The sequence below is a fragment of the Tistrella mobilis genome, from assembly GCF_041468085.1.
GTDB classification, from domain to species: domain Bacteria; phylum Pseudomonadota; class Alphaproteobacteria; order Tistrellales; family Tistrellaceae; genus Tistrella; species Tistrella mobilis_A.
The window spans coordinates 1,193,804-1,215,973 of record NZ_CP121017.1; the positions used below are offsets into that span (position 1 = coordinate 1,193,804).

Sequence of the window (22,170 nt, forward strand, 5' to 3'; positions counted from 1 at the left end):
CCGAAGGCGGGGAGGGCGCATGATCATGTCCGCTCCCGCGACCAACACCCCTCATGTTTCGGTGCTGCTGCCCGAGGTGCTGGCCGCCTCCGCCCCGGTCGATGGCGCGGTGGTGGTCGATGCGACCTTCGGGGCCGGCGGCTATTCCCGCGGCTATCTGGCGGCCGGCGCCGCCCGGGTCTATGGCATCGACCGCGATCCGACCGCGGCCGAGGCCGGGCGGGCGCTGGAGGCCGAGAGTGGCGGCCGCTTCCGTTTCCTGCAGGGCCGGTTCGGCGACATGGACGCGCTGCTCGATGCCGCGGGCGAGCCGATGGTCGATGTGGTCGCCTTCGATTTCGGCGTGTCGTCGATGCAGCTCGATCAGGCCGAGCGCGGTTTCTCCTTCCGCCATGACGGTCCGCTCGACATGCGGATGGAGCGGGCGGGCATGAGCGCCGCCGATTTCGTGAACACCGCCGAGGAACGCGAGATCGCCGATGTGATCTGGCTCTATGGCGAGGAGCGGGCGTCGCGCCGGGTGGCGCGGGCGATCACCCGCGGCCGGCCGTTCGAGACCACGGCGGCGCTGGCCGATGCGGTGCGCTCCGCCCTGCCGCCGCGCGGCCGCGACCAGATCGACCCTGCGACCCGCAGCTTCCAGGCGATCCGCATCCATGTGAACGACGAGCTGGGCGAGATCCTGCGCGGGCTGGTGGCGGCCGAGCGCCGGCTGAAGCCCGGCGGCCGTCTGGCGGCCGTCACCTTCCACAGCCTGGAAGACCGGCTGGTCAAGCGGTTCCTGACCGCGCGTGCCGGCCGCGGCGCCAACCCGTCACGCCATGTCGCCGTCGTGGCCGATCGCGACCGCACGGCCCCCAGTTTCGCCATCACCGGCACCCGCCCGATCGTGGCGGGAGAGGCCGAGACTGCCGTCAATCCGCGTGCCCGCTCCGCCAAGCTGCGGGTCGCCCGGCGCACCGATGCCGCCGCCTGGGATGCCCCCGCCGATGCCCAGGGCCTGTTCAGGGAGCCTGCCCGATGATCCGTCCCGGCACCGTCCTGCTTCTGGGCTGCACGGCCGCGATCGCGGCCGGTCTGTTCTGGGTGAAATACCGGGTGGCCAGCCTGGAAGACGCCTATGTCGCGCGCAATGCCGAACTGCTGCGCGAGCAGGAGGCGATCCATGTGCTCAAGGCCGAATGGGCCTATCTGAACAACCCTGAGCGGCTGGAGCGTCTGGCCGGCGAATATCTCGACATCCGGCCGCTTGAGGGGGCGCAGCTGGTGAGCCTGGCCTCTCTGCCGCTGCCGCGCGCCGAGACCGAGCCCAGGCCCAGATCCAAGCCCGGCACCCCGCCGGCCACCTGGCCGCTGGTCGACCATGTCCCGGAACCGCGCAGCACGACGGTCGCGTCTGCGCCGCGCAACGCAACGGTCGCGTCTGCACCGCGTGATGCAACGGTCGCCGCGGCACAGCCGGCGCCCCGGTCTTCGATCGATGCCGCGATCGACAGCGTTCTCGATCAGAGCGGCGTGGTGCTGACAGGGGGTGCGCGATGAACCGCGACGACCGCTTCGGCCCCCGCCGCGAGGATCGCGGCCGCCCGCAGGAAGCGGCGCCCGAGGCGCCGCGCAAGCCGCGCGTGCCGCTGCCGCGTGCCCGCCGGGTGCGGCTGGGTGTTGCGCGGGCGGTCAAGCTCGACGGCAATGTGAAACAGGCGCTGGAGACCGGCCGCAATCGCGTGCTGTTCACCGCGGCCTTCTTCGCGCTCGCCTTCATTGCGCTGTCGATCAAGCTGATTGCGGTGGGCGTGCTGCATGAAGGCGGCGAGCCCCGGGTCGCCCGCGGCGCGCCGCCGCCGCAGCTGGTGCTGGACCGTGCCGACATCACCGATCGCAACGGCGTGCTGCTGGCCTCCAACCTGATCACCGCCTCGCTCTATGCCGATCCCAAGCTGGTGCTTGATCCGGTAGAGGCGGCGGTGAAGCTGCGCACCGTGCTGCCCCATCTGAACCAGACCGACCTGATCGCCCAGCTGTCGGGCGACCGGCGTTTCGTCTGGATTCAGCGCGGGCTGAAGCCCGAACAGCAGTACGAGATCAATGCGCTCGGCATTCCGGGGCTTTATTTCCAGCGCGAGCAGCGCCGGATCTATCCCCAGGGCCGGCTGACCTCGCATGTGATCGGCTTCACCAATGTCGACAACACCGGCCGTGGCGGGCTGGAGCAGGGGCTTGACCGCACGCTGCGCGAACGTGCCGAGACCGGCCGCGGGCCCCTGGTCACCTCGATCGACATCCGCGTTCAGCAGGTGATGCGTGAGGTGCTGCGCGACGCGGTGCAGGAATTCCAGGCGATCGGTGCGACCGGCATCGTGATGGATGCGCGCAACGGCGAGATCCTGGCCATGGTCTCGCTGCCCGATTTCGACCCGAACGCCCCGGTCAACCCCGAAGATCCGGCGATGTTCAACCGGGCGACGCTCGGCGTTTACGAGATGGGCTCGATCTTCAAGGCCTTCACCGCCGCAGAGGCGCTGGATGCAGGCGTGGTGAAGATCGATGGCGGCTTCGATGCCACCGATCCGATCAAGATCGGCCGCTTCACCATCCGCGACTTCCATCCCGAGCGGCGCTGGCTGAGCGTGCCCGAGATCATGCTCTATTCGTCCAATATCGGCGCCGCCAAGATGGCGCTGGCGGTGGGGGCAACCCGGCAGCAGGACTATATGCGCCGCTTCGGCTTCCTGACCCCGGCCCGGATCGAGCTTCCCGAGGTGGGTCTGCCCCAGGCCCCCAATCCCTGGCGCGAGGTCAACGTCATGACCATCGGCTTCGGCCATGGTGCGGCGGTGAGCCCGCTTCAGGCCGTGGGCGGCATGGCGGTGCTGATGAATGGCGGTTTCAAGGTGCCCGCCACCCTGGTCAAGCATCAGCCGGGCGAGCGGGTGGTCCGCGAGCAGGTGATCGCCCCGGAGGTCACCGCCCAGGTGCGCAGGATGATGGTCAGCGTGGTTCAGGACGGCACCGCCAAGAAGGCGCAGGTCCCGGGCTATCTGGTCGGCGGCAAGACCGGCACGGCGGAAAAGGCGGGTGCCGGCGGCTATCGGCGCAAGGCGCTGCTGACCTCGTTCCTGGGCGGCTTCCCGATGCAGGATCCGCGCTATGTGGTGCTGGTCACGCTCGACGAGCCCAAGCCCACGCCCAAGACCTATGGCTATTCGACCTCGGGCTGGAACGCCGCCCCGACGGCGGGTGAGCTGATCCGCCGGATCGCGCCGATCCTGGGTGTGCGGCCGATGTCGGCCGACGGCAGCCCCAACCCGATGCCGGTGCTGCCGCAGAACCGCGACAACGAGCTGCGCTATGCGCTGGTGGGCGACGAGGACGAAACCTCCGTCACCGCCGATCTCCCCCAGTCGGATACCGAGGTGACGAATGCGGCTTATTGAGCTGATCGACCGCGATGCGACCGCGATCGGCGGTGATACCCGGATCACGGGCATCACCGCCGACAGCCGCGCCGTGCGGCCGGGCATGCTCTTCGCCGCCGTCCCGGGCACGGTGCGCGACGGGCGTGACTTCATTCCGGAAGCCATGGCGGCGGGCGCCGTCGCCGTGCTCGCCCCGACAGGGACGGTGGTGCCGGCGGGTGTGGTGCTGGTCGAGACCCGGGACGTCCGCGGCGCACTCGCCCGCATGGCCAGCCGCTTCTATCCGAAGCGTCCGGGCGTGATCGCGGCGGCCACCGGCACCAACGGCAAAAGCTCGGTGGTGTCGTTCACCCGCCAGATCTGGGTGCGGCTGGGCCTGGCCGCCGCCAGCCTCGGCACGCTCGGCTATGACGGGCCGGGCGATCTGGCTGCGCCGGGGCTGACCACGGTCGATCCCGTGGCGCTGCACCGTCTGCTGGATCAGGCGGCGCGGGCCGGGGTGGGGCATCTGGCGATGGAGGCGTCCAGCCACGGGCTGGATCAGCACAGGCTGGACGGCATCGCGCCGGTCGCGGTTGCCTTCACCAACCTGACCCATGACCATCTGGATTATCACGGCACGATCGAAGCCTATCGCGACGCCAAGCTGAAGCTGTTCGCCGAGATCGCGGCGCCGGCCGGCTATGCGGTGATCAATGCCGACAGCAGCCATTACGACCATTTTGTCCGCGCGGCCCTGAAGCGGCCGCTGGCGGTGATCGATTACGGCCGCAAGGCCCGGGTCCTGCGCCTGGTTTCGGTGGAGCCGATGGCCGGCGGCGGCCTGCATGTGGCGATCGAATATCGCGGCCAGCGTCATGAGTTCGGCCTGGGGCTGACCGGCAGCTTCCAGGCCCATAACGTGCTGGCCGCCATGGGGCTGGCCATCGGCTGCGGTGCTGCGCCCGAGGCGGTTGTCGCGGCACTGCCCTATCTGAAGGCGGTACCCGGGCGCATGGAGCAGGTCGGCACCAGCGCTGCCGGTGCACCGGTGCTGGTGGATTACGCCCATACCCCCGATGCGCTGGAGACGGTGCTGAAGGCGGTGCGCCCCCATGCCCATGACCGGGTGGTGACCGTGTTCGGTTGCGGCGGCGATCGCGACCGCACCAAGCGTCCGGCGATGGGCAGGATCGCGCTCCGCGAGGCCGACCACGCCATCGTCACCGACGACAATCCGCGCAGCGAGGACCCGGCGGCGATCCGCGCCGAGATCCTGGCGGCCGGCCCCGATCTGGTCGAGATCGGCGACCGGGCCGCGGCGATCGACACCGCCATTGCCGGCCTGGGGGCCGGCGACGTGCTGGTGATCGCCGGCAAGGGCCACGAGACCGGCCAGAAGGTCGGCGATCGGGTGCTGCCCTTCGACGACCGCGAGGTTGCGCGCGCAGCCCTGCGTGCCCATGGCGGTACGGTGATCGGGGGAGGGGCGGCATGAGCATCACCCGGCCTCTCTGGACGATTGACGCGGTCGTTGCGGCAACCGGCGGTTCCTCTGCGGGGGCTGATGCCGCCATTTCGGGTGTCGCGATCGACAGCCGCGAGGTCCGCCCCGGCGATCTGTTCGTGGCGCTGCTGGGCGATACCAATGACGGCCACGACTATCTGGCGGCGGCGCTGGCCAATGGCGCGGCTGCAGCCCTGGTCCATCGGGTGCCCGAAGATCTGCCCGCCGATGCGGCCGCAAGGCTGATCCGGGTGGGCGACACCATGGCCGCGCTGCAGGCGCTGGGTGCGGCTGCCCGCGCTCGTTTCGCCGGCCGGGTGGTGGCGGTGACCGGCAGTGTCGGCAAGACCGGCACCCGCGGCGCCATCGCTCGGGCGCTCGGCGCCTATGGAACGGTTCATCAGAGCCTGCGCAGCTTCAACAACCATTGGGGCGTGCCGCTGTCGCTGGCGCGGATGCCGGCCGATGCCGACTACGCGGTGCTGGAACTGGGGATGAACCATGCGGGCGAGATCGACGTGCTCTCGCGCCTCGCCCGGCCGCATGTGGCGCTGATCACCAAGGTGGCGCCGGCCCATCTGGGCAATTTCCGCGACGAGGAAGAGATCGCCGACGCCAAGGCCGAGATCTTCAACGGGCTGGAAGCCGATGGCGTGGCGGTGCTGAACCGCGACAACCGGCATTTCGACCGGCTGGCCGCGGCTGTGCTGCTGGGCCATCCCGCAACCCGCGTGGTCGATTTCGCCGCCAGCCGCCATGGTGCCCAGCGCGCCATGATCCGCCTGATCAAGGCGACCCCGGCGGGCGGCGGTACGGCGATTGCAGCCGAGGTGGCCGGCCGGCCGGTGGATTTCGTGATCGGCGTGCCGGGCGCCCATTGGGTGGAGAACGCGCTGGCGGTGCTGGGCGTGCTGCACGGGCTGGGGCTGGAGGCGGGCCCGGGGGCGGCGGCGCTGGCGGCGCTGGAAGCGCCCGAAGGCCGCGGCACCCAGATCCGCATCCCCACGGCCGGCGGCGGGCTGCTGGTCATCGACGAAACCTACAACGCCAACCCGGAATCGATGCGGGCGGCGATCGCGCTCGGGGCCGATCTGGCCCGGGCCGAAGGCGGCCGGCTGGTGGCGGTTCTGGGCGACATGCTGGAGCTGGGCGATCACGCCGAGCGCCTTCATCGAGAACTCACAGCTCCCCTCGTTGACGCGGGGGTGGCGGTCGTCTACACCGCCGGGCCGGCCATGATGCATCTGCACGACGGGCTCGATCCCGATCGTCGGGGCGGCCATGCCGGCACGGCGGAAGATCTGGCACCTGCTGTCGTCCGGGGCGTGGCCCCGGGGGATGTGGTGCTGGTCAAGGGGTCGCGCGGCATGCGCATGGAACGGGTGATCGCAGCCCTGAAGGCTGCGGGCGCCCGACCTGCGGACACGGGTACGGACAAGGGTTAACGGGCCGCGGCACCGGCAGGGTTGCCGGTGGCCGACACGGTTTTGGAGCACGCATGCTTTTCAATCTGCTCTATCCGCTTTCGAGCGATCTGAGCTTCCTGAACGTCTTCCGGTACCTGACGTTCCGGACAGGCGGCGCTTTGATCACGGCGCTGCTGATCAGCTTCGTGCTCGGCCCCAGCCTGATCCGCTGGCTGCGCCGCAAGCAGCGCGAGGGACAGCCGATCCGCAGCGACGGCCCCGAGCGGCATCTGATCGAAAAGCGCGGCACCCCCACCATGGGCGGCGTGCTGATCCTGACCGGCGCCGGTCTCTCCACCCTGCTGTGGGCGGACCTGACCAGCGCCTATGTCTGGATCGTGCTGATGGTGACGCTGGGCTTCGGCCTGATCGGTTTCACCGACGACTATCTGAAGGTCGTCCGGCGCAACCCCAAGGGTCTGCCCGGCAAGATGAAACTGCTTCTCCAGACCGTGATCGGCGTCGCCGCCGCGGTCTGGGTACAGTACATCGCCCTCGACGACCAGGCCTCGGGTCTTGCCATCCCGTTCGTGAAGAACGTTCTGCTGGATCTGGGCCTGCTCTACGTGCCCTTCGCGGTGTTCGTGATGATCGGGTCGAGCAATGCGGTGAACCTCACCGACGGTCTCGACGGCCTCGCCATCGTGCCGGTCATGATCGCGGCATCGAGCTTCGCCTTCATCGCCTATCTGGTCGGCAATGCGATCTATGCCGAATACCTGCAGGTTCATTACGTTCCCGGCACGGGTGAGCTGACGGTGCTCTGCGGGGCGCTGGTGGGCGCAGGGCTCGGCTTCCTGTGGTTCAACGCGCCGCCGGCCATGGTGTTCATGGGCGATACCGGCTCGCTCTCCCTTGGCGGCGCCCTCGGCGCGATCAGCGTCGTCACCAAGCATGAACTGGTGCTGGCGGTGATCGGGGGGCTGTTCGTGCTGGAGACCGTCTCGGTGATGGTCCAGGTCGCCTCGTTCAAGCTCACCGGCAAGCGCGTCTTCCGCATGGCGCCGCTGCACCATCACTTCGAGAAGAAGGGCTGGGCCGAGAGCACCATCGTCATCCGCTTCTGGATCATTGCCTTCGTCCTGGCGCTGATCGGCCTGTCCACCCTCAAGCTGCGCTGAAGAGGCGAGCCCGTCCCATGAGCCCGAACCAGATGTCCGCCCTTATCCCCGATGCCTCGCTGCCGACCCCGGTCGTGCCCGGCGTCGCGGATCGCTGCGTGGTCGTGGCGGGGCTGGCGCGGTCGGGCCTTGCCGCCATCCGGGCACTGAAGGCCGGCGGCGCCCGGGTGATCGCCTGGGACGACAACGAGGCCGCACGCGCCGCCGCGGTCGGGGCGGGGGCCGAGGTGCTGGCGCCGGATGTGATCGACTGGAAGGCGGTCGGCCTGCTGGTGGCCGCCCCCGGCCTGCCGCTGCATTTCCCACGCCCGCATGAAACCGTGCGCCGGGCACGGGCCGCCCATGTCGCCATCACCGGCGATGTCGACCTGCTCTTCGCCGCGTGTGGCGCTGCGCGCTATGCAGCGATCACCGGCACCAACGGCAAGTCGACCACGACGGCGCTTCTGGGCCACATCATCGGCCGGATCGCCGGCGGCACCGCCGACGGCGCACCGGCCCGCCTGGCGGTCGGCGGCAATCTCGGCATCGCGCCGCTGGCCCTGCCGGCGCTGGGGGCGGGCGATCTTTATGTGCTGGAGCTGTCGTCCTACCAGCTGGACCTGACCAGCCGGTTTGCGGCCGATGTCGGCGTGCTGCTGAACCTGAGCCCCGACCATATCGACCGCCATGGCGATTTCGCCGGCTATGTCGCGGCCAAGCGCCGGCTGTTCGACCAGCAGCCGGCGGGAGCCACCGCGGTGATCGGCTGCGATGACGGCCCCTCGATCGAAGTCTTCGACGATCTTGCCGCCGAAGGCCGGCTTCGGGTGATCCCGATCGCCTCCACCCGCCCGGTGGCCGGCGGTGTCTGGCTCGACGACGATTTCCGGCTGATCGACGACATGAATGGCAGTGCCAGGCCGGTGATGAGCCTGGCCGGCATCGAGACGTTGCGCGGCCGCCATAACGGCCAGAACGCCGCCGCCGCCTATGCCGCGGCCCGGGCCCTGGGGCTTGCCCCCGACGACATCGTCGCCGGCATCCGCAGCTATCCCGGCCTGGCCCATCGCCTTGAGACCGTGGGCCGTATCGGCCCCGTCGCCATCGTCAACGACAGCAAGGCGACCAATGCCGATGCGACCCGCCCGGCGCTGGACGCCTTCCGCCGGATCTACTGGATTGCGGGTGGCGTGGCCAAGGCCGGCGGCATCGCCCCGCTCCGGCCGTGGTTCGACCGCGTGGCGCATGCCTATCTGATCGGCGAGGCCGCAGAGACCTTCTCCCGGACCCTGGGCGATGAGGTGACCTGGACGATCACCGTAACGCTTGAGGCAGCCCTGGATCAGGCGCTGGCCGATATTGCCGCCGACCCGCAAGCGGGGGAGGGAACGGCGCTGCTGCTGTCGCCGGCCTGCGCCTCTTTCGACCAGTTCAAGAGCTTCGAGCATCGCGGCGACGTCTTCCGTGCCGCGGTCGCCGCCCGGCTGGAGGGACGGTCATGATCGCCTTCGCCCGAACCGATACAAGCCTCGTCGCCCGCTGGTGGTGGACCGTCGACCGGGTTGCCCTGCTGCTGATCCTGCTGCTGGTCCTGGCCGGTATCGTGCTGACCATGGCGGCCTCGCCCGCCGTCGCCAACCGCATCGGCGCGCCGACCTATCATTTCGTCATCCGTCAGGCGCTGTTCGTGGTCCCGGCGGTGCTGGTGATGATCGGCCTGTCTATGCTCAGCCCCGAGCAGGTGAAGTCGGTGGGCGGAATCTGCTTTTGTGTCTTCCTGCTGTTGCTGGCGCTGGTGCCAGTGGTCGGCAGCGAGATCAAGGGCGCCCGCCAGTGGATTGGCGCCGGCCCGATCGCCATTCAGCCTTCGGAGTTCGTGCGCCCATTCTTCTGCATTGCCACCGCCTGGGCGTTGGCCGATGCTCGGGTGCGCCGCAACCTGACCGGCTATCTGGTCACACTCGCCATGCTGGTTGCTGTGGTGGGTTTCATCGTGGCTCAGCCCGATTTCGGCATGACGATGCTGGTGCTGGGCACCTGGTCGGTTCAGGTCTTCGTCGCGGGCCTGCCCTGGATTCTGGTGGCGCTGGTGGTCGGCGGCGGCCTTGCCGGCCTGGTCGGCGGCTATCTGATGCTCGACCATGTGGCGAGCCGCATCGACCGTTTCCTCGACCCGGCGAGCGGCGACAACTATCAGATCATGACCTCGCTGTCGGCGATCCAGAATGGCGGGCTGATCGGCCGCGGCCCGGGTGAGGGGCTGGTTAAGGCGGTGCTGCCCGATGCTCATACCGACTTCATCTTTGCGGTCACCGCTGAAGAATTCGGCGCGCTCGCCTGTCTGCTGATGATCGCGGCCTTCGGCGGCATCATCCTGCGCGGCTATATGCGGATGATGCAGGAGCGTGACCTGTTCGTGGTGCTGGCGGTCTCGGGCCTGCTCGGCAGCTTCGGCCTGCAGGCTTTCATCAATATGGGCGTCGCCGTCCATCTGATGCCGACCACCGGCATGACCCTGCCCCTGATCTCTTACGGCGGCTCGTCGCTGGTCGCGACTGCGGCTGGCCTGGGCATGATGCTGGCGCTGACCCGCCGCCGCTATCTGGAGGGCACGCGATGAGCGCTCTGCGTCCCGTTCAGACCCGCGGCCGCATCGTCGTCACCACCGGCGGCACCGGCGGCCATGTCTTCCCGGCCCGGGCGCTTGCGGCCGAGTTGATCCGGCGCGGCTGGACGGTCGATTTCGCGACCGATGCCCGCGGCGTCGCCCATGTCCGCATGCCCGAGGGTGTCGATGTCCACGCGCTGCCCGCGGGCGGCGTCTCGGGCATGGGGATCGGCCGTCGGATCAAGGGGGCCGTGGACCTGCTGCGCGGCGTGGGCCGGGCCCGCGGCCTGATGCGGCGTCTGGCGCCTGCGGCCGTGGTCGGCTTCGGTTCTTACGCCGCGCTTCCGGCGACGCTCGCGGCCCTGCTCGCCGGCCTGCCGGTGGGCCTGCATGAACAGAATGCGGTGCTGGGCCGCGCCAATCGTCTGCTCGGCCGCAAGGCCCGCCTGCTGGCATTGTCGGTCGCCGACACCAGGTCGGTTCCCGATGCGGCGCGCGGTCGGGTGCGGGTGACCGGCAATCCCGTCCGGGCCGAGGTGGCGGCGGTGGCCGACATGCCCTATGCCGCCCCCGCGGCGGGGGCGGATTTCGTGCTGTTCTCGACCGGCGGCAGCCAGGGCGCGCGCTTCCTGGGCACCACCCTGCCCAAGGCCGCGGCCCTGCTGCCGGCGGCGCTGAAGGCCCGCACCCGGCTGGTGATCCAGGTCCGGCCCGAGGACATGGCCGGGGCCCAGGCGGCACTGGCCGGTCAGGGCTTCGCCGCGGTCGAACTGGCGCCCTTCTTCGCCGACATGCCCGAGCGCCTGGCGGCGGCGCATCTGGTGGTCGCACGCTCCGGCGCCTCTACCGTCGCCGAACTTGCCGCTGCCGGCCGGCCGTCGCTGCTGGTTCCGCTGCCGGGGGCGATCGACGACCATCAGACCGCCAATGCCCGCGCGCTGGTTGATGCCGGCGCCGCCATCGCCATGGCCCAGCCGACGGCCACGCCCGAGGCTCTGGCCCGGGCGATCGCCGATCTGGCGGAAGATCCCGCCCGGCTGGCACGCATGGCAGAGGCAGCGCGGAGCGTCGGTCGGGCCGATGCCGCATCCCGGCTTGCCGATCTGGTCGAGGCGCTGGCCGAAGGCCGGGCGCTGCCGGCCGACACCGAGGGTGGCCTTCGCACCACCACGACCAACCAGACCCCGACGGGCGGCCTGTCGCCGTTCGGCGGGCGCGAGGAGACCGCATGAGGCGCATTCCGCTCACCATCGGCACGCTGCATTTCGTCGGCATCGGCGGCATCGGCATGTCGGGCATCGCCGAGATCCTTCAGGGCCTCGGCTACGACGTGCAGGGCAGCGACATCGCGGAAAACGCGAATGTCCGCCGGCTGCGCGCGAAGGGCGTGCGCGTCGCCATCGGCCATGTGGCGGATAACATCGCCAACGCTGCGGTGGTGGTCGTCTCTTCGGCGATCCGTCAGGACAATCCGGAACTGGTCGAGGCGCGGCGGCGCTTCCTGCCGGTGGTGCGCCGGGCCGAGATGCTGGCCGAACTGATGCGGCTCAGATCCGCGGTCGCGGTGGGCGGCACCCATGGCAAGACCACCACCACCTCTCTGGTGGCGGCGGTGCTGGATGCCGGCGATATCGACCCCACCGTCATCAATGGCGGCATCATCAATGCCTATGGCACCAATGCCCGCCCGGGTGAGGGCGAGTGGATGGTGGTGGAGGCCGACGAGAGCGACGGCAGCTTCCTGAAGCTGCCGGCGACCATCGCCATCGTCACCAATATCGACCCCGAGCATCTGGACCATTACCGCAGCTTCGCCGCGGTGCGGGAAGCCTTCCGGACCTTCGTCGAGAACATTCCCTTCTATGGCCTGGCGGTGCTGTGCAGCGACCATGCCGAGGTTCAGGCCCTGATCGGTCAGGTGCAGGACCGCCGGATCGTGACCTATGGCTTCAACCCCCAGGCCGATATCCGCGCGGTCGATGTGCGCCATGATGTCGACGGCGCCCGCTTCACCGCGGTGATCCGCGACCGGCGCGCGGGATCGGAGCGGCGGATCACCGATCTGCATCTGGCCATGCACGGGCCGCACAATGTCCAGAACGCGCTGTCGGCGATCGCCGTCGCCGACGAGCTGGGCATTCCCGACGACGCGGTGCGCAAGGCGCTGGCCGGTTTCGCAGGCGTGAAGCGGCGCTTCACCGTGACCGGAGAGGCGAACGGGGTTCGGGTGATCGACGATTACGGCCATCACCCGGTCGAGATTGCGGCGGTGCTGCGCGCGGCCCGTGGTGTTGCCCAGGATCACAGGGTGGTGGCGGTCGTGCAGCCGCACCGCTACAGCCGGCTGATGAGCCTGTTCGAGGAATTCTGCACCTGCTTCAACGACGCCGACACCGTGGTCGTGGCCGATGTCTATGCGGCGGGCGAGACCCCGATCGAGGGCATCGATCGTGATGCGCTGGTCGAAGGGTTGCGGGCCCGTGGCCATCGTCATGTCGTGGCGCTGGACGGCCCCGAGACGCTGGCCGCCGTGGTGAAGCCGCTGGTGTCGCATGGCGACATGATCGTGTGCCTGGGCGCCGGCAACATCACGGCCTGGGCCGAGAAGCTGCCGCGCGAGCTGGCCGCACTTGAAGAGGAGGACGGCGCGTGATGGCCGATGCCGCCCTGACGCACACCATCCGGCATGCCGCCGCCGACGGAGAGGGCGGTGCCGCCGCCCTGCCTCTGGCCGGCCGCCTGCCGGCGGTGCGCGGGCGGATCAGCCATGGCGCGATGCTGGACCGGGTGACCTGGTTCCGGGTCGGCGGCCCGGCCGAGGCGCTGTTCAAGCCGGCCGGGGTGCAGGATCTGGCCGATTTCATGGCCGCATTGCCCGCGGATGTGCCGGTGACGGTGATCGGCGTCGGCTCCAACCTGCTGGTGCGCGATGGTGGCGTGGCCGGTGTGGTGGTCCGGCTGGGACGCGGTTTCGTCGATATGGAGGTGGACGGCACCGATGTGATCGCCGGCGCCGGCGCGCTGGACGTGAACGTGGCCGAGCTGGCGCAGCGGGCGGGTCTCGCCGGTCTTGAATTCCTGTCGGGCATTCCGGGCACCATCGGTGGCGCGCTGCGGATGAATGCCGGTGCCTATGGTGCCGAGATCGCCGATGTCCTGGTCTCTGCCACCGCGGTCGACCGGGCCGGGCGCATCCACGAGGTGCCGGCCGGGGCGCTGGGGCTCAGCTATCGCCACTCGGCCGCACCGGCCGACTGGATCTTCACCGCTGCCCGTCTGCGCGGCCGGCCGGGTGATCCGGCCCGGATCCGGGCGCGGATGGACGAGATCAGGGCAAAGCGCGAGGAAAGCCAGCCGGTCCGGTCCCGCACCGGCGGCAGCACCTTCCGCAACCCCGAAGGCGCCAGGGCCTGGGAACTGATCGACCGGGCCGGCTGCCGGGGATTGCAGATCGGTGCCGCTCAGGTGTCGGAGCGGCACTGCAATTTCCTCATCAACACCGGCGGGGCCACGGCGGCCGAGATCGAGGCGTTGGGCGAGGAGGTGCGTGCACGGGTGCGGGCCACTTCGGGCATCGAACTGACCTGGGAAATCCGTCGCATCGGCCGCCCGGCCGGCGCGGTGCCCGGCGCAATCACGGACGAAAGCAGGAGCGAGGCATGACCACGCAGCATGTGGCGGTACTGATGGGCGGCATGTCGGCGGAACGCGAGGTTTCGCTGACCAGCGGCCGCGCCTGTGCCGAGGCGCTGCGCGGCGAGGGCTATCGGGTGACCGAGATCGATGCCGGTGCCGATCTGGGGGCCAGGCTGGCCGAGATCCGCCCGGATGTCGTGTTCAACGCCCTGCATGGCCGTTTCGGCGAGGATGGCTGCGTGCAGGGGGTGATGAACCTGATGCGGCTGCCCTATACCCATTCCGGCCTGCTCGCCTCTGCCATCGCCATGGACAAGCCGGTTGCCAAGCGGCTCTACGCCGCCGCCGGCCTGCCGGTGGCCGAAGACCGGGTGATGCATATCGACGAGATCGGCCGCGAACACCCGATGCCCGTTCCCTATGTGCTGAAGCCCGCCCAGGAGGGATCGAGTGTCGGCGTGCGCATCGTGCGCGACGAGAGTGAGACCCCGCTCGGCAACCGCAGCTGGACCCACGGGCCCGTGGTCCTGGTGGAACGCTACATTCCCGGCCGCGAGCTGACCGTCGGCGTGATGGACGGCAAGGCGCTGGGGCTGACCGAGATCCGGCCGGTTCAGAACTTCTACGACTACGAGGCCAAGTACACCGATGGCCGCGCGGTGCATCTGGTTCCGGCCCCGGTGCCGGAAGAACTGGCCGCGCGGGCGAAGGAGATCGCCGAGACGGCCCATCGGGCGCTCGGCTGCCGCGGTGTCAGCCGCGCCGATCTTCGCTGGGACGATACGAAGCCCGGCACCGAGGGGCTGATCCTGCTGGAAGTGAACACCCAGCCGGGCATGACGCCGCTCTCGCTGGTCCCCGAACAGGCCGCCGCCGCGGGGATCGCGTTCGGACCTTTGGTCAGATGGATGGTGGAGCACGCCGCATGCGACGCCTGAGCACCGAAGACATCCGCGTCAAGCGGGTCACCACCCATGGCTTCGAAGGCGCGGAGGAAGCAGCCGCCCTGGCGGAAGCCTTGCGTCGTCGCCGGCGTCGGCCGAAATGGCTGCGGCCCGCGGCCATCTGGGGGCGCAGGCTGGGGGTACTGGCGCTGGTCGGCGGCGCCGGCTGGTGGCTGTGGTCGTCCGGCACCGCGGAGACGGCGGCGGATGGTGTTCATGATTTTGCGGTGGTCCAGGCCGGCCATCTCGGGCTGGCGGTGAAGGAAATCTACCTGGAAGGCCGGTACGAAACGAAGCCCGGACAGGTACTTGGGGCAATGGCTGTTGACCAGGGCACGCCGATGCTGGCGCTGGATCTCGATCAGATGCGCCTCAGGCTGGAACAGCTGCCCTGGGTGGAGCGCGCCTCGATCGAACGGCGCTGGCCGGACACGCTTTATGTCCGCATCCGCGAACGTCAGGCGGCGGCCCTCTGGCAGGTCGGCGAGGGGCATATCCTGGTCGACCGCAAGGGCGCGCTGATCGAAGGCGTGGATGTCGGCCGCTTCGCCCATCTGCCGGTGGTGGTGGGCGACGACGCCCCGCAGCTGGTGGCGCAGCTGCTGGATCTGGTCGAGACCGCCCCCGATCTGGCTGATCGTTTCGTGGCCGGGGTGCGGGTCGGTGGCCGGCGCTGGGATGTGCATCTGAAGGACGGCGTGGTGGTGCGCCTGCCGGCCAGGGATGCAGTGGAGGCCTGGAAGCGCCTCGCCGAGGTGGAGCGCGATCACGGCATCCTCGAAAAGGCGATCACCTCGGTCGACCTCAGGATCGCCGGCCAGTTCGCGGTCAGGCTGACGGATGCGGCAGCCCTGACCGAGCGGATGAAGCCGGTGGTCAAGCGCCCGCCGGGGGTGGCTGCGACCGGCCCCGGTCTCGACGCCTGACGATCTGACGACGAAGAAGACGACGGACTCCGAACGGCCCCAAGGGCCACTCAGTGTGTATCGCACAAGCGGGAAGGTGGGAAAACATGGCGAAGGGGCGCGGCGGCCTGATTGCGGCACTCGACATCGGCACCACCAAAGTGGTGTGCTTCATCGCCGAAGGTGACGGCCATGGCCGCTGGCGCGTCCGCGGCATCGGCCATCAGGCGGCGCGCGGCCTGCGCGCCGGGCTGATCGTCGACATGGTACAGGCCGAGGCCTCGATTCTGGCGGCGGTCCATGCGGCCGAGCAGATGTCGGGGGAGACCATCGAACGGGTGGTCGTGGCACTGCCGTCGACGGTGATGTCGAGCCATCTGATCGATCTGGAGGTCGAAATCGCCGGCCATGCCGTGGCCGATGCCGATATCCGCCGGATCTATGCCGAGGGCCGTCGCATGTTTCTGGGCGACGACCGGGCCGTGATGCATGCCCTGCCGGTCGATCATTCGATCGACGATGCCGGCGGCATCCGCGATCCGCGCGGCATGTATGGCGAGCGGTTGGGCGTCAGCATGCATGTGGTGACCGCTCAGTCGAGCCCGTGGCGCAATCTGGAGCTGTGCATCGCCCGTTGCCATCTGGAGATCGAGGCGGTCGTCGCCTCGCCCTTCGCCGCCGGCCTCGCCTGCCTGGTGGAGGACGAGCGCAACATGGGCACCACCGTGGTCGACATGGGCGGGGGCACCACCACCATGGCCGTGTTCTTCAACGGCAGCCTGATCCATGTCGACGGTTTCGGCGTCGGCGGCCTGCATGTCACCCGCGACATCGCCCAGGTGCTGGAGACGCCGCTGGTCCATGCCGAGCGGATGAAGACGCTGTACGGATCGGCGATCGCAACCCCGTCGGATGCCCGTGAACTGATCGAACTGCCCCGGGTGGGGGAGCCCGATGGCGTCCAGAACGTTCCGCGTTCGCTTCTGGTCAACATCGTCCGCCCCCGGGTCGAGGAGACCCTGGAGCTGATCCGCGAGCGCCTTGAGAAGAGCGGCCTTGCCGAGGTCGGCGCCAAGCGCGTGGTGCTGACCGGCGGGGCGTCGCAGCTGCAGGGCCTGCGCGAACTCGCGGGCCGGGTTCTGGGCCGCCAGGTCCGGCTCGGCCGGCCGATCGCGGCCTCGGGAGAACTGGAACAGTCCGGCGGCGCCGGCTTCTCGGTCGTCACCGGACTGATCGCCCATGCCGTGGCGGATTGGGGCGAGGTGGGCGAGCGCGATGCCGGACCGGATGCCGGCCGCGGCACCTTCGGCCGGCTGGGCCGCTGGCTGAAATCGAATTTCTGAAACCCTGAAGTTTCCCGTCCCCGTGTCGGCGATCGCGGCGGGGGCGGATCCAAGTCCGAGCGACCAGGAGGCAACACGTCATGTCCCTCAATCTCAGTATCCCCGACAGCATGCAGCTGACCCCGCGGATCACCGTGGTCGGTGTGGGCGGCGCCGGCGGCAACGCCGTCAACAACATGATCAACGCGCAGCTGGAAGGCGTGGAGTTCATCGTCTGCAACACCGATGCGCAGGCGCTGAACCAGAGCCAGGCCGAACGCCGCATCCAGCTGGGCCAGATGATCACCCATGGCCTGGGTGCGGGTGCGCGCCCCGAGGTCGGCCGCGCCGCCGCCCAGGAGACCATGGAAGAGATCTCCGAATATCTGGACGGCAGCCATATGGTGTTCGTCACCGCCGGCATGGGCGGCGGCACCGGCACCGGCGCGGCGCCGGTCATCGCCCAGATCGCGCGCGAGAAGGGCATTCTGACCGTCGGCGTGGTCACCAAGCCCTTCCACTTCGAAGGCACCCGCCGCATGCGGCTGGCGGATTCGGGCATCGACGAGCTGCAGAAATATGTCGACACCCTGATCGTGATCCCGAACCAGAACCTGTTCCGGGTCGCCAACGAGCGCACGACCTTCGCCGATGCCTTCAAGATGGCCGACGACGTGCTCTATGCCGGCGTGCGCGGCGTGACCGACCTGATGGTCATGCCCGGCCTGATCAACCTGGACTTCGCCGACATCCGCACCGTGATGAGCGAGATGGGCAAGGCGATGATGGGCACCGGCGAGGCCGGCGGCGACAACCGCGCGATCGAGGCCGCCGAAGCCGCGATCTCGAACCCGCTGCTCGACGACGTGTCGATGAAGGGCGCGCGCGGCGTGCTGATCAACATCACCGGCGGCGGCGACATGACCCTGTACGAGGTCGACGAGGCCGCCAACCGCATCCGCGAGGAAGTCGATCCCGAGGCGCATATCATCTTCGGCTCGACCTTCGATCCCAGCCTGGAAGGCACGATCCGCGTGTCGGTGGTGGCCACCGGCATCGATGCCGAAGAGGTCGCCCGTCAGCGCGCCCGTCGCGAGCAGGAGGCGGAAGCCGCCGCCCGCGGTCAGTCGCAGGCCCGCCACGAGGCCCAGCAGGCGGCGGCCATGCAGCAGGCGCCGCAGATGGCGGCTGCCGGCGGCACCCGTCGCACCGTGGTGGAAAGCCCGGCGCCGGCCGTCACCACCGCCCGCAGCGAAGGGGGCCGCCCGTCCCAGCCGCAGATGCCGCGCGGCGAGGTCGAGGATGGCAGCTTCATCGCCCCCGAGCCGGTGCGTGCACCGGAGCGCCAGCCGACCCGTATCGAGATGGCGGACGAACCGCTGGCACTGGAGCCGGCGCCGCGTGCGGTGGAGCAGCAGCCCGCGCGTGCGGTGGTCGATGATCGCCCGGCAACCGAGGCCGCACCGCGCAAGTTCTCGTTCCTGCAGCGGATGACCGGCGCCCATCGCCGCGAGAGCGAGGCGACTGCGCGTCCGGCGCCGGAAGAGCCGCGCCGTGCGCCCCGCCTCGACCATGTCGACGGTGGCGCACCCGTGCGCCAGCAGCCGGCCGACGAGGAGAATGATCTGCTGGAGATCCCGGCCTTCCTGCGCCGCCAGGCGAACTGACGGCTGCGGCGACGCCGCAGATCGACGACGACCCCACGGGGGACCCCGGGGCTGCACGCGCTCCGTCGCGCGTGCAGCCGGTCCCTCCGACATGAACGCACCGCCTCCGGCCCCACCGCGGCAGCCTCCGCCGGTGGGGAGGGTGGTTGCGAACGCTCTTGCGCGTCCGGTCGCTCGGCATCGCGCAGGCGGGCGCCGGCTCGTGCCCCAGCGGCACGGGCCGGCGTTTTCATGCAGGGCCGGCGTTTTCATGCAGCGGTGTTGTTACAATCGGTAACAAAGAGTGATTTGAGCCTGTACGTCGGGCTTGCTACCTGTTCACTGACGGATCGCACCCGATCCGGACGTGGCCGCAACGGAGCATGACCCGTGTACCTCAATGACATCCGCGACAGCGCCGATTTCCTCCGCACCGCCGCGCCGCAGGGCGTGGTGCGCCAGCGGACGCTGGCTGTGCCGATGCGGTGCAGCGGCGTCGGTCTTCATAGCGGTACGCCGGTGGAGATGGTGCTGCGCCCGGCCGCTGCCGATACCGGCATCATCTTTCGCCGCACCGATATGGACGGCGCGATGGTGCCTGCCCGCCACGACATGATCGTGAACACCCGGCTGTGCAGCATGCTGGGCGTGCCCGCCAGCGGCGACCGGCCGGCCGTAACGGTGTCCACCGTGGAACACCTGATGGCGGCACTGGCCGCCATGGGCATCGACAATCTGATCATCGACATCGACGGGCCTGAAGTGCCGGTGATGGACGGCAGTTCGCGCCCCTTCATCCAGGTGATCGAGCGGGCCGGCATGATCGAGCAGCCCGTGGCACGGCGTTTCATCGAGGTGTTGAAGCCGGTGGAACTGGTGCAGGGCAACTCGGTGGTGCGCCTGCTGCCCGCAGACCGCTGGACCCTGGACGTCACCATCGATTTCGCCAACCCGGTGATCGGACGCGAGCGGATCGTGATCGACCTGACCGCCCGGGGCTTCTCGTCGGAGCTGGCGGCGGCCCGCACCTTCGGCTTCGCCCACGAGGTGGAGCAGATGCGCGCAGCCGGCCTCGGCCGCGGCGGCTCGCTCGACAATGCAGTGGTGGTCGACGGCGACCGGGTGTTGAACCCCGAGGGCCTGCGCTATGCCGACGAATTCGTGCGTCACAAGGCGCTGGATGCCGTCGGTGACCTCTACCTTGCCGGTGCGCCCCTGCTGGCGCGTTTCGAGGGGCTGGCGCCCGGCCATGGCGTGAACAACGCCCTGCTGCACGCTCTCTTCGCCGACCCGACCGCCTGGCGCTATACCAGCTGCCGCGAAGTCGATACCGCCCGGGCGGTCGAGGCCGCCTGAGACCGCCTCTCCGACACCAGCCGTAACAAGCCAAAGGCCCGCATCGTGTTTCGCGATGCGGGCCTTCAGCGTTGGATCAGGTGTATGCGGCCAACGGCCGGCGCTCAATGCTGCCGGTCGTCGTCCAGAAGATCGGTCATGTCCAGGTCGTCGGTGTGTTCGCCCCGCTGTCCGTTTCCCTCGGCCAAAGCCTTGATCAGGCGGATGATCGCCGTCCTCAGGGTCTGATCGGTAATGTCGGTGAAGTACCGGACGAGTTCAATGGTCGAGCGGTTCTTGCCGCCATGTTCCTTGGGCGCGTCCGGATCGATGCTGTCTGCCATCTCTTCCAGACCGTCGAAGAAGAAGGCGACCGGTACACCGAGTTTGGTCGAGATTTCGTACAGGCGGCCCGCACTCACACGATTGAGCCCGGTTTCGTATTTCTGTACCTGCTGGTACGAAATATCGAGAGCCGCCGCCAGGTGTTCCTGGGTCATGCCAAGCAGCGTCCGCCTCAGACGGATCCGCTCCCCGACGAAATTATCGACACGTCTAGCCAGTTCCCCCATAGCGCAGGCGTCTCTATGCATGTTTTTGTTGCTCATATTTGCGGTCTCATGAACAACTTTGTCAAACAGAACTTCGAGTAATCATTCATTGCAGGCCAAGAGACATAGCGGGCACCAAAACAATCGTTTATGGCTTTTTCGCTAGAAACTGATCTAATCCGATAACACCGTCGGTTGCTTGCGAAGTGCGAAGGGCTGGGTAGCCTCACCTGTTTTATGACAATTTGCAAAAAGCAGTAATGTAATGATCGCGGGATGATTGAGTTTCAGGAGATATATCCGAACATCAATGTGTCTTCATCGAGTATTCTCGGAAATATTTAGCGTGGTGAAGAAATGGTAAAAGCTTCGATCGGGTTCATTTCTGACAATGTGAACATGGCGTTTCTTAGTGTTGCTACTCTCTGACTGCAAACGCCGGGTTGCAGTCGCATCCTCTGCGAACGATACCCGGTCCGGGACTTGAAACCACGGGCACGTGGTGCGGAGCCTGCGGGGGTGGGCTCGGGTGTACATGACCGGAAGGCATTGACGTCGCGCATGTTGCACCATCGCCTTGCGCAGACCATTCGCATCAACGTTCCCGTCCCCGGATCGTTGCGGCGGCATTTTTGCCGGGGAGGCGACGTGTTTTGAGGCAGCCATGATGCCGATACGTCACATGTCATCCGCTTCACGGCCCGTTTCTGCGGATATGCAGTGCGGGTGCCACGGCTCTGTTCGTGCGGATCAGGAGTGGTATAGTAGCGGCCGCTTGGCCAGGGCCGGCAGAGACGTGACATGACACCGAGCAGCATGACGGGGAACGGATGGCGAAGGCAGTCGCAACGGAACGGGCGATCGCGATGCGGACGGCGACAGCCGTGACCCGCGCCTACAGGATCCGGGCCCATAGAATCCTGCGGGCCGGCCTTCTGGCGGCGTGTGTGGCGGGGCTTGCCGCGTGCTCAAGCGATGACGACGACCGCCCTGCTTATGTCGAGCGGCCGGTGGAGCAGATCTACAGCCAGGCGGCGAACGAACTGGACCAGGGCGAGTATCGCAAGGCGGCGCAGAGCTTCGACGAGGTCGAACGTCAGCATCCCTATTCGACCTGGGCCACCGAGGCGCAGCTGATGGCCGCCTATTCCTACTACCAGGCCAATCAGTATGAAGATGCGATCGCAACCGCGCAGCGCTTCATCGACCTGCATCCCGGCAACCCCAATGTGGCCTACGCCTATTATCTGGTCGGGCTCTGCCATTATGAGCGGATCTCGGATGTCGGCCGCGACCAGGAGATGACCCGCAAGTCGCTGGAGGCTTTCCAGGAGGTGGTGCGTCGCTTCCCCGACAGCGCCTATGCCCGTGACGCCCGGCTGAAGATAGACCTTGCCCGCGACCATCTGGCCGGCAAGGAAATGGAAATCGGCCGCTACTATCTGACCCGTGGCATGTACATCGCGGCGATCAACCGCTTCCGCACCGTGATCGAACGCTACCAGACCACCACCCACGTGCCCGAGGCGCTGCACCGGCTGGTCGAGGCCTATCTGTCGCTGGGCATCGAGCGCGAGGCCCAGACGGCCGCTGCCGTGCTGGGCTACAACTATCCCGGCAGCGACTGGTACCAGGACAGCTATGCTCAGCTTACCGGCCGCAATCTGCAGCCGTTGGAAGACAAGGGGTCGTGGATCAGCCGGGCCTTCAAATCGGTTTTCTGATCCGGCACCCGCCCGCCGCCCCGTTCCG

At 68.6% G+C, this 22,170-nt stretch carries 18 protein-coding genes; 17 read left to right on the forward strand and 1 reads right to left on the reverse strand.

Annotated elements, in window-relative coordinates; translation table 11 throughout:
* The first annotated feature begins 19 nt into the window (after window positions 1–19).
* From rsmH to lpxC, 16 genes are all read left to right on the forward strand, one after another.
* Entirely contained in the window at window positions 20–1,024 is a 1,005-nt protein-coding gene (gene rsmH / locus P7L68_RS11220) for a 16S rRNA (cytosine(1402)-N(4))-methyltransferase RsmH (RefSeq protein ID WP_372005270.1), read from the forward strand.
* Window positions 1,021–1,542 carry a hypothetical protein gene (locus tag P7L68_RS11225; protein ID WP_372005273.1) on the forward strand — a complete coding sequence of 174 codons (522 nt, stop codon included), beginning with the start codon at window positions 1,021–1,023 and terminating at the stop codon, window positions 1,540–1,542. The genes rsmH and P7L68_RS11225 overlap by 4 nt, the downstream gene beginning before the upstream one ends.
* Window positions 1,539–3,434, forward strand: a complete 1,896-nt coding sequence (locus P7L68_RS11230) for a peptidoglycan D,D-transpeptidase FtsI family protein (RefSeq protein WP_372005276.1) — start codon at window positions 1,539–1,541, stop codon at window positions 3,432–3,434. The genes P7L68_RS11225 and P7L68_RS11230 overlap by 4 nt, the downstream gene beginning before the upstream one ends.
* Window positions 3,421–4,893 carry a UDP-N-acetylmuramoyl-L-alanyl-D-glutamate--2,6-diaminopimelate ligase gene (locus tag P7L68_RS11235; RefSeq protein WP_372005278.1) on the forward strand — a complete coding sequence of 491 codons (1,473 nt, stop codon included), beginning with the start codon at window positions 3,421–3,423 and terminating at the stop codon, window positions 4,891–4,893. Before P7L68_RS11230 ends, P7L68_RS11235 begins: the two co-directional genes overlap by 14 nt.
* Window positions 4,890–6,347, forward strand: coding sequence for a UDP-N-acetylmuramoyl-tripeptide--D-alanyl-D-alanine ligase (murF, locus tag P7L68_RS11240; RefSeq protein ID WP_372005280.1), 1,458 nt, complete (start codon window positions 4,890–4,892; stop codon window positions 6,345–6,347). The genes P7L68_RS11235 and murF overlap by 4 nt, the downstream gene beginning before the upstream one ends.
* A 53-nt stretch (window positions 6,348–6,400) precedes the next feature.
* Entirely contained in the window at window positions 6,401–7,489 is a 1,089-nt protein-coding gene (gene mraY / locus P7L68_RS11245; protein WP_372005283.1) for a phospho-N-acetylmuramoyl-pentapeptide-transferase, read from the forward strand.
* 32 nt (window positions 7,490–7,521) lie between these two features.
* Window positions 7,522–8,973 carry a UDP-N-acetylmuramoyl-L-alanine--D-glutamate ligase gene (gene murD / locus P7L68_RS11250; RefSeq protein ID WP_372005285.1) on the forward strand — a complete coding sequence of 484 codons (1,452 nt, stop codon included), beginning with the start codon at window positions 7,522–7,524 and terminating at the stop codon, window positions 8,971–8,973.
* Window positions 8,970–10,091, forward strand: a complete 1,122-nt coding sequence (locus tag P7L68_RS11255) for an FtsW/RodA/SpoVE family cell cycle protein (RefSeq protein WP_372005287.1) — start codon at window positions 8,970–8,972, stop codon at window positions 10,089–10,091. Before murD ends, P7L68_RS11255 begins: the two co-directional genes overlap by 4 nt.
* Complete coding sequence (murG, locus tag P7L68_RS11260) at window positions 10,088–11,311, forward strand: undecaprenyldiphospho-muramoylpentapeptide beta-N-acetylglucosaminyltransferase (protein ID WP_372005289.1); 1,224 nt, start codon at window positions 10,088–10,090, stop codon at window positions 11,309–11,311. Before P7L68_RS11255 ends, murG begins: the two co-directional genes overlap by 4 nt.
* Window positions 11,308–12,732 (forward strand): UDP-N-acetylmuramate--L-alanine ligase, encoded by a 1,425-nt coding sequence (gene murC, locus P7L68_RS11265; protein WP_372005291.1) that lies wholly within the window; start codon window positions 11,308–11,310, stop codon window positions 12,730–12,732. Before murG ends, murC begins: the two co-directional genes overlap by 4 nt.
* The gene (murB, locus tag P7L68_RS11270) at window positions 12,732–13,742 is read left to right on the forward strand and encodes a UDP-N-acetylmuramate dehydrogenase (RefSeq protein ID WP_372005294.1); all 1,011 of its coding nucleotides are present in this window, start codon (window positions 12,732–12,734) and stop codon (window positions 13,740–13,742) included. The genes murC and murB overlap by 1 nt, the downstream gene beginning before the upstream one ends.
* Window positions 13,739–14,653, forward strand: coding sequence for a D-alanine--D-alanine ligase (locus P7L68_RS11275; RefSeq protein WP_372005297.1), 915 nt, complete (start codon window positions 13,739–13,741; stop codon window positions 14,651–14,653). Before murB ends, P7L68_RS11275 begins: the two co-directional genes overlap by 4 nt.
* Window positions 14,641–15,585, forward strand: coding sequence for a cell division protein FtsQ/DivIB (locus P7L68_RS11280; protein ID WP_372005299.1), 945 nt, complete (start codon window positions 14,641–14,643; stop codon window positions 15,583–15,585). Before P7L68_RS11275 ends, P7L68_RS11280 begins: the two co-directional genes overlap by 13 nt.
* A gap of 86 nt (window positions 15,586–15,671) precedes the next feature.
* The gene (gene ftsA, locus P7L68_RS11285) at window positions 15,672–16,907 is read left to right on the forward strand and encodes a cell division protein FtsA (protein ID WP_372005302.1); all 1,236 of its coding nucleotides are present in this window, start codon (window positions 15,672–15,674) and stop codon (window positions 16,905–16,907) included.
* 80 nt (window positions 16,908–16,987) lie between these two features.
* Window positions 16,988–18,553 carry a cell division protein FtsZ gene (gene ftsZ / locus P7L68_RS11290; RefSeq protein WP_372005305.1) on the forward strand — a complete coding sequence of 522 codons (1,566 nt, stop codon included), beginning with the start codon at window positions 16,988–16,990 and terminating at the stop codon, window positions 18,551–18,553.
* 369 nt (window positions 18,554–18,922) lie between these two features.
* Window positions 18,923–19,888 carry a UDP-3-O-acyl-N-acetylglucosamine deacetylase gene (gene lpxC, locus P7L68_RS11295; protein ID WP_372005307.1) on the forward strand — a complete coding sequence of 322 codons (966 nt, stop codon included), beginning with the start codon at window positions 18,923–18,925 and terminating at the stop codon, window positions 19,886–19,888.
* Window positions 19,889–19,992: 104 nt separating this feature from the next.
* Here lpxC and P7L68_RS11300 read toward each other — a convergent pair whose 3' ends face one another.
* Complete coding sequence (locus P7L68_RS11300) at window positions 19,993–20,475, reverse strand: helix-turn-helix domain-containing protein (protein ID WP_372005310.1); 483 nt, start codon at window positions 20,473–20,475, stop codon at window positions 19,993–19,995.
* A 773-nt stretch (window positions 20,476–21,248) separates the two neighbouring features.
* Between P7L68_RS11300 and P7L68_RS11305 the strand changes: the two genes are divergently transcribed.
* Complete coding sequence (locus tag P7L68_RS11305; RefSeq protein WP_372005313.1) at window positions 21,249–22,142, forward strand: outer membrane protein assembly factor BamD; 894 nt, start codon at window positions 21,249–21,251, stop codon at window positions 22,140–22,142.
* Window positions 22,143–22,170: the final 28 nt, after the last annotated feature.

What these genes read in the sequence shown, in the direction of transcription:
- rsmH (WP_372005270.1), top strand. Translation starts at nt 20, where the DNA reads ATGATCATGTCCGCTCCCGCGACCAACACCCCTCATGTTTCGGTGCTG.
- P7L68_RS11225 (WP_372005273.1), top strand. Translation starts at nt 1,021, where the DNA reads ATGATCCGTCCCGGCACCGTCCTGCTTCTGGGCTGCACGGCCGCGATC.
- P7L68_RS11230 (WP_372005276.1), top strand. Translation starts at nt 1,539, where the DNA reads ATGAACCGCGACGACCGCTTCGGCCCCCGCCGCGAGGATCGCGGCCGC.
- P7L68_RS11235 (WP_372005278.1), top strand. Translation starts at nt 3,421, where the DNA reads ATGCGGCTTATTGAGCTGATCGACCGCGATGCGACCGCGATCGGCGGT.
- murF (WP_372005280.1), top strand. Translation starts at nt 4,890, where the DNA reads ATGAGCATCACCCGGCCTCTCTGGACGATTGACGCGGTCGTTGCGGCA.
- mraY (WP_372005283.1), top strand. Translation starts at nt 6,401, where the DNA reads ATGCTTTTCAATCTGCTCTATCCGCTTTCGAGCGATCTGAGCTTCCTG.
- murD (WP_372005285.1), top strand. Translation starts at nt 7,522, where the DNA reads ATGTCCGCCCTTATCCCCGATGCCTCGCTGCCGACCCCGGTCGTGCCC.
- P7L68_RS11255 (WP_372005287.1), top strand. Translation starts at nt 8,970, where the DNA reads ATGATCGCCTTCGCCCGAACCGATACAAGCCTCGTCGCCCGCTGGTGG.
- murG (WP_372005289.1), top strand. Translation starts at nt 10,088, where the DNA reads ATGAGCGCTCTGCGTCCCGTTCAGACCCGCGGCCGCATCGTCGTCACC.
- murC (WP_372005291.1), top strand. Translation starts at nt 11,308, where the DNA reads ATGAGGCGCATTCCGCTCACCATCGGCACGCTGCATTTCGTCGGCATC.
- murB (WP_372005294.1), top strand. Translation starts at nt 12,732, where the DNA reads ATGGCCGATGCCGCCCTGACGCACACCATCCGGCATGCCGCCGCCGAC.
- P7L68_RS11275 (WP_372005297.1), top strand. Translation starts at nt 13,739, where the DNA reads ATGACCACGCAGCATGTGGCGGTACTGATGGGCGGCATGTCGGCGGAA.
- P7L68_RS11280 (WP_372005299.1), top strand. Translation starts at nt 14,641, where the DNA reads ATGCGACGCCTGAGCACCGAAGACATCCGCGTCAAGCGGGTCACCACC.
- ftsA (WP_372005302.1), top strand. Translation starts at nt 15,672, where the DNA reads ATGGCGAAGGGGCGCGGCGGCCTGATTGCGGCACTCGACATCGGCACC.
- ftsZ (WP_372005305.1), top strand. Translation starts at nt 16,988, where the DNA reads ATGTCCCTCAATCTCAGTATCCCCGACAGCATGCAGCTGACCCCGCGG.
- P7L68_RS11300 (WP_372005310.1), bottom strand. Translation starts at nt 20,475, where the DNA reads ATGAGCAACAAAAACATGCATAGAGACGCCTGCGCTATGGGGGAACTG.
- P7L68_RS11305 (WP_372005313.1), top strand. Translation starts at nt 21,249, where the DNA reads ATGGCGAAGGCAGTCGCAACGGAACGGGCGATCGCGATGCGGACGGCG.